Origin of the sequence: Gordonia sp. UBA7860 (assembly GCF_002500165.1) — a bacterium.
In the GTDB taxonomy this organism is placed as follows: Bacteria; Actinomycetota; Actinomycetes; order Mycobacteriales; family Mycobacteriaceae; genus Gordonia; species Gordonia sputi.
Genome location: NZ_DLSO01000144.1, coordinates 61,901 through 68,050 on the forward strand (window position 1 = coordinate 61,901; position 6,150 = coordinate 68,050).

The window sequence follows — 6,150 nt, forward strand, 5'->3', positions numbered from 1 at the left end:
AACCCCTGATCGCGGCACCGGACGGGCGGTGCGACGTGATCGCCTAACATCAGTGACCGTGCCTGCGACAGCCCCGCCAGCCGAGTCCGATGCTTCGCCACCGGCCGAGAAGTCGACGATCGGCTCGCGTCGCACCGTCGGGCTGGTCGCCACGGTCTCCGGCCTCCTCGGCGCTGTGCTGTGTCTGCTGATCGGATTCCTGCCCGTACACAGCACCGACGCATCGTTCTCCTGGCCGCAGGGTCAACAACTCGCGTCGACGACGTCGTCGGTCACCGCGCCGCTGATCGCGCAGACCTCGCAATCGCTGGACGTCCGCATCCCGTGCCGCGTGCTCGCCGACGCACCCGCGGGCAAGTCGACGCTCATCATGTCGACGATGGCAGTCTCCGCGCAGGACTCCAAGGCCTCCGCCCTCTACGTGACCGCGGGCGACACCGTGACCGCGACCTTCCGCAACTCCGTCGCGGCGTCGGCGCCGAGAGCCGATCTGGGGCGCTGTAGCGAACTGCACGTCTGGTCGTCGCCGGGCGGTCCCGGCGCGCAGGTCGTCGGCCTCGGTGCTGCCACAACCCTCGAGCCCGACAAGCGCCCGCAGATCGACGGCGTGTTCAGCGACCTGACGCCCGACCAGGCACGGGCAGCCGCTGATGCGGGGATGCGCGTCGACATCCGCATCGACAATCGCTACGAGAGCTCGCCGACGACGCTCAAGCTCGTCCTCATGGTTCTGGCAGTGCTCGCGGTGATCGTCTCGCTGGTCGCACTCTTCCTGCTCGACCGGATGAGCGACGACGTGCGGCACCGACCCCGACGCCGCACCGGATGGCTGCGCCTCCTGCGTCCCCGCACCACCGACCTGACGGTCACCGCCGTGCTGGTGATCTGGTTGTTCCTCGGCGCAGGCAGCCCCGACGACGGGTACATCCTGAACATGGGGCGCACGGCGTCGTCGTTCGGTTATCTCGCCAACTACTACCGCTGGTACGGCATCCCCGAAGCTCCATTCGACTGGTACTACTCGTTCCTGGCCCACTGGTCGTCGATCTCGCCGTCGATCCTGTGGATGCACATCCCCGCACTGATCGCGGGACTCGCCTCGTGGTTCGTGCTGAGTCGAATCCTGTTGCCACGGCTGGGTTCTGCTGTTCGACGTAGCGGCTGGGCGCAATGGTCTGCCGCCCTCGTCTTCACCGTGTTCTGGCTGCCGTTCTGCTCCGGTCTGCGTCCCGAGGGAATCATCGTGCTGGGCTCGCTGCTCACGTGGTGGGCGGCAGAACACGCGCTCGCGACCCGCAAACTGTTTCCCGGAGCCATCGCGGCGGGCCTCGCGGCATTCACGCTTGCCCTTGCGCCACAGGGCATCATCGGCGTCGCGATCCTGATTGCCTCGTCCCGCGCACTGCTGCACGTACTGCTCGTGCGCAGGCGCTCCGACGGGCTGCTCCCCCTACTCGCACCCACCATCGCCGCCGGACTTCTCGTGTTGGTCGTCGTGTTCCGCGACCAGACGATCGCCACGGTGGTCGAGGCGATCCGCGTCCGCTACGTCGTCGGACCCGTCATCGGTTGGTATCAGGAGTATCTGCGCTACTACTTCATCTCGGTCGTCACCGACGACGGAGCGCTCACCCGCCGTGTGCCAGTGCTGCTATTGCTGACAGGGATGGTCGTCACGGTCGCAGTGATGTTGCGGCGCGGGCGAATTGCCGGTGTCCACGCCGGCCCGACATGGCGACTCATCGGTGCCATCGGTGTGACACTCGTGCTTTTCGCCTTCATCCCGACGAAGTGGACGATCCAGTTCGGTGTGTTCGCAGGACTTGCCGCCGCGATCGCCGCGATCGCGACTCTTGCTGTGGCGCAATCGGCCGCACGCTCTGCGCGCAATCTGACGGTCTTCGTCTCGGGACTGTTCTTCGCACTCGCCGCCGCGATGGCGGGCTACAATGCCTGGCCGTTCGCCTACGAGTACGGCATCTCGTGGTTCGACCGCGCCCCGATCATCGCGGGCAAACCGGTGTCGACGCTGTTCCTGATCCTCGCGGTGATCGCAGCCGGGATTGCCGTGTGGCAGCACCTTCGACTCGATTATGTTGAGAACAAGGGACTTTCACATACGACCGATGGCCCCGGCGAGTCGCGGGCCGATCGTCGACGACCCTTCCTCGCGTCATCGCCCATCGCTCTGATCGCCGGCCTCATGGTGATCGCGGAGCTGCTGGTGTTCGCCAAAGCGGTCGCATCGCGCTATCCCGCGACCACGGTGTTCGCCGAGAACGTGAACACGCTGCGCGGCCACAACTGTGGCATGGCCGACGACGTGCTCGTCGAATCCGATCCCAACACCGGAATGCTTCGACCCGCCGACGGACGGACTGCGACACAGGCACTCTCGGGAGCCACAAGCGGACCGGATGCGGCCGTCGGATTCTCCCCCAACGGAATTCCCGATGATCTGTCGCCGGAGCCGGGCAGTCAGCGCCCCGGCCAGATGAACGTGGCGGCAAGTCCCGCACGACCGTTCACGATCACGGGCGGATTGGGCGCAGGCACCACGGGTGGCCGCGGACCCGAAACCGTCAACGGTTCGACAGTCGCACTCCCCTACGGACTCGATCCTGCGACGACGCCGGTCCTCGGTAGCTACGGCTACGCGGGCGAGGCCCGACTCACCACCGACTGGTACGACCTGCCCGCCGATCGTGCCGCGACCCCGCTGCTCGTTGTCTCGGCCGCGGGTGCGATTTCGACGGTCGATACCTTCGGGGTCACGAACTTCGGGCAGAAACTCGTTGTCCAGTTCGGCACCAGGGGACCCGACGGGTCGTTCACCCAGATCGGACCCGACATCCTCCCGATCGATCCCGGTCCGGTCATCTCCAACCGCCCGTGGCGCAATTTGCGCGTACCCATGAGTGCTGCGCCACCGAGAGCGTCGGCGATGCGAATGTCGCTGTTGGACAACAACCTCGGCCAGTACCAGTTCATCGGGATCACACCGCCACGGGCACCACGCCTACAGACGCTTCAGCAGGTCGTCGGGTCCCAGACTCCCACGCCGATCGACTTCATGGTTGCCGCGCACTTCCCGTGCCAGCAGCCGATGCGGGTGACCAACGGGGTGGCGGAGATCCCACGCTGGCGCATCCTGCCCGACTACCCGTTCGCCAACTCCCAGTCGAAGACCTGGCAGGCGGGAGTCGACGGTGGCCTCCTCGGCATCTCGGAGACAACGACGGCCGCGCAGGCCGTCCCGACCTATCTCAAGGACGATTGGACACGGGAATGGGGTGCGTTGGAACGACTTTCGCCACTGACCCCGGACGCACCGTCAGCACAGCTACAGACGTCACAGACCACCCGCTGGGGTTGGTCACACGATGGTTCGATCAGGGTGGAGCCGCAGTCCGATGACAACTGATCCGACACCACAGACGCCGACCGAGACCACGGAACGCGACGAACCAACCACCGGGGCGCCACGCAACTACCGCCGAGCGCAGATCATCGCTGCCGTCGCGGGCGTGCTCGGTGTCCTTCTCGCGGTTGCCACTCCGCTGCTGCCGGTCACCCAGTCGACAGCGGCGCTGACGTGGCCGCAGGGTGAGGGCGTCGGCAACGTCGCCGCACCGCTCGTCTCGTTCGTTCCCGTCGACATGGATCTGCGGGTTCCGTGCTCACTGGCCCGTGACCTGCCCGCGTCGGGTGGAGTCCTGATGTCGACGACGCCCGCGGGCGGTCAGGACGCCAGCGCACGCGGATTGTTCGTCCGCGCCGACGCGTCGACGATCACCGTCACCGACCGCGACGTCGTCATTCTCTCGACCGAACGCGCAGCCGCTCAGGACAATTCGTCGTGTGCGGTGGTGTTCCACGCCGACGAGCGCGGGGTGAACGCGAAGATCGACGGCACGTCGGCAGGTGCGGGCAGCCTGTTGACGTACTCGACTCCCGACCACGAGATGCGCCCGCAGATCGTCGGGGTCTACACCGATCTTCCCGCCTCGGCATCGCGCGACGGCCTGTCGATGCATGCCACGATCGACACCAGATACGTGAGTTCGCCGACGCCACTGAAACTGGCCGCGATCATCATCGGCATCATCATGACGTTGCTGTCGCTTGTCACCCTCGGCGTGCTCGACTCCCGAGATGGCAGGGGCCACAGGCGATTTTTGCCCGCAGGGTGGTTCACCATCCGCGGCCCCGATCTCGCGGTGCTCGCCATACTCGCGTTCTGGTGGTTGGCGGGGGCCAACACCTCCGACGACGGCTACAACTTCATCGTCGGACGCATCACCGGCGATGCGGGCTACGCCGACAACTACTTCCGCTATTTCGGTGTGCCACAGGACCCCTTCGGCTGGCACTTCCAGGTGATCGCCGCGATGACGCACGTCAGTCTCGCCACACCGTGGATGCGCCTGCCCGCCTTCCTGCTCGGACTTCTCGGCTGGTGGCTGATCTCCCGCGAGGTGATCCCGCGCCTTGGCCGAGCGGTGCGCACCAACACTCCGGCTGTGTGGTCGGCGGCATTCGTCTATCTCGCACTCTGGTTGCCCTACAACAACGGTCTGCGGCCCGAACCGGCAGAAGCGGTCGGCGCACTCCTCACGTGGTGCTGCGTCGAACGTGCCATCGCCACACGCAGATTGCTGCCGTATGCGGTCGCCGTCGCCGTTGCCGCGTTCACCCTTGCGCTGGCTCCCGGTGGTCTGATGGCCGTGGCCGCGCTGCTCGCGGGTGTCCGTCCCATCGTGCGCACCATCGTGTCGCGACGTCGGCGCGACGGACCGCTCCCGATGCTCGCGCCGATTTTCGCGGCCGGAACCCTTGTGCTGTACGAGATCTTCGCCGACCAGCCACTGGCCCCGCTGATCGCGGGCAACAAGGTGGCCACCGACGTCGGCCCGACACTCGAGTGGTGGCAGGAGCCGATTCGCTACTACTACCTCATCCTGCCCACCGCCGACGGCACGCTCGCACGCCGCTACGGCGTGCTGATCATGATCCTGTGCCTTGTCGTCGTACTTCTGCGACTGCTGCGCAAACAGCATCCCAACGGTGTTGCGCACGCACCGATCTGGCGGCTGATCGCGGTCACGCTCGGCACGATGTTCTTCATCGCGTTCACACCGACCAAGTGGACTCATCACTTCGGCGTCTACGCCGGAATCGCAGGCGGACTCGCGGCCGCCGCGGGCGCGATGATGGCGCCGACCATTCTGCGCTCACGCCGCAACCGCGCGTTCTTCGCGGCAGCGGTTCTCGCGGTCACCGGAATCTCGTTCGCGGGCACCAACGGTTGGTGGTTCGTCGGCAGCTATGGCATCCCGTGGTGGGACAGGCAGCCGTCGGTCGGCGGCGTGAGCCTGTGGTGGATCTTCCTGATCGCCGCGGTGCTCACTGCGGCGGCAGGTCTGTGGTTCCACCTTCGCGACGACTACACCGACGAACAGACGCGAACCGGACACTCCGAGCACTGGTACAGCAGGCTGAAGTTCTCTCCGCTGCCGGTCATTTCGATCTTCATGGTCCTGTTCATGGTTGCATCGTTCGCGAAAGCCGCCTACGTGCAACGGGATTCATGGTCGTGGCTGAACTCCAACACACGCGCCCTCACCGGCAATGAGTGCGGCCTTGCCAACGACGTCCTCGTCGAGGCCGATGTCAACGCAGGCATGCTCGCACCCGCTGCCGTCGACGGCCGACCCGCACCGAGTATCTCCGACGCCCTCGCCGGCGCTGGGCAGGGCTCTCCGGCTGTCGGGTTCACCCCGAACGGCGTGGCGAACAAGCTGTCGGTCGACGCCACAGAGGACACGGACTCGTCGGGGTCGTCGGGCGCGGTGAGTTCGGCGCCGACGAACTCTTCACCGACGGGCGCGGGTTCCGACGATCGCGACCAGACAACCGACGCCTCACAGGGCGGCACCGAGGGTGGGCAGGGCGCGCGCGGCGTCAACGGCTCCACCGTGCGGCTGCCCTTCGGACTCAATCCGGCGACCACTCCGGTACTCGGCTCCTACGGCGCGCCGTCGGGAACGGGATCGGTGACAACCGACTGGTATCAGGTGCCGCAACGAAGCGCCGACAAGCCGCTGCTCACGGTCGCCGTCGCGGGCTCGGTCGACGCTGTCGACGGCG

The 6,150-nt window shown here is 66.6% G+C and carries 2 protein-coding genes; both read left to right on the forward strand.

Features of this window, described 5'->3' with window-relative positions; translation table 11 throughout:
* Positions 1-58: 58 nt before the first annotated feature.
* Entirely contained in the window at positions 59-3,424 is a 3,366-nt protein-coding gene (locus B3T59_RS18095; protein WP_287004594.1) for an arabinosyltransferase domain-containing protein, read from the forward strand.
* A partial coding sequence (locus B3T59_RS18100; RefSeq protein WP_287004595.1) for an arabinosyltransferase domain-containing protein occupies positions 3,414-6,150 on the forward strand: 2,737 nt, incomplete at its 3' end. The genes B3T59_RS18095 and B3T59_RS18100, both read left to right, overlap by 11 nt.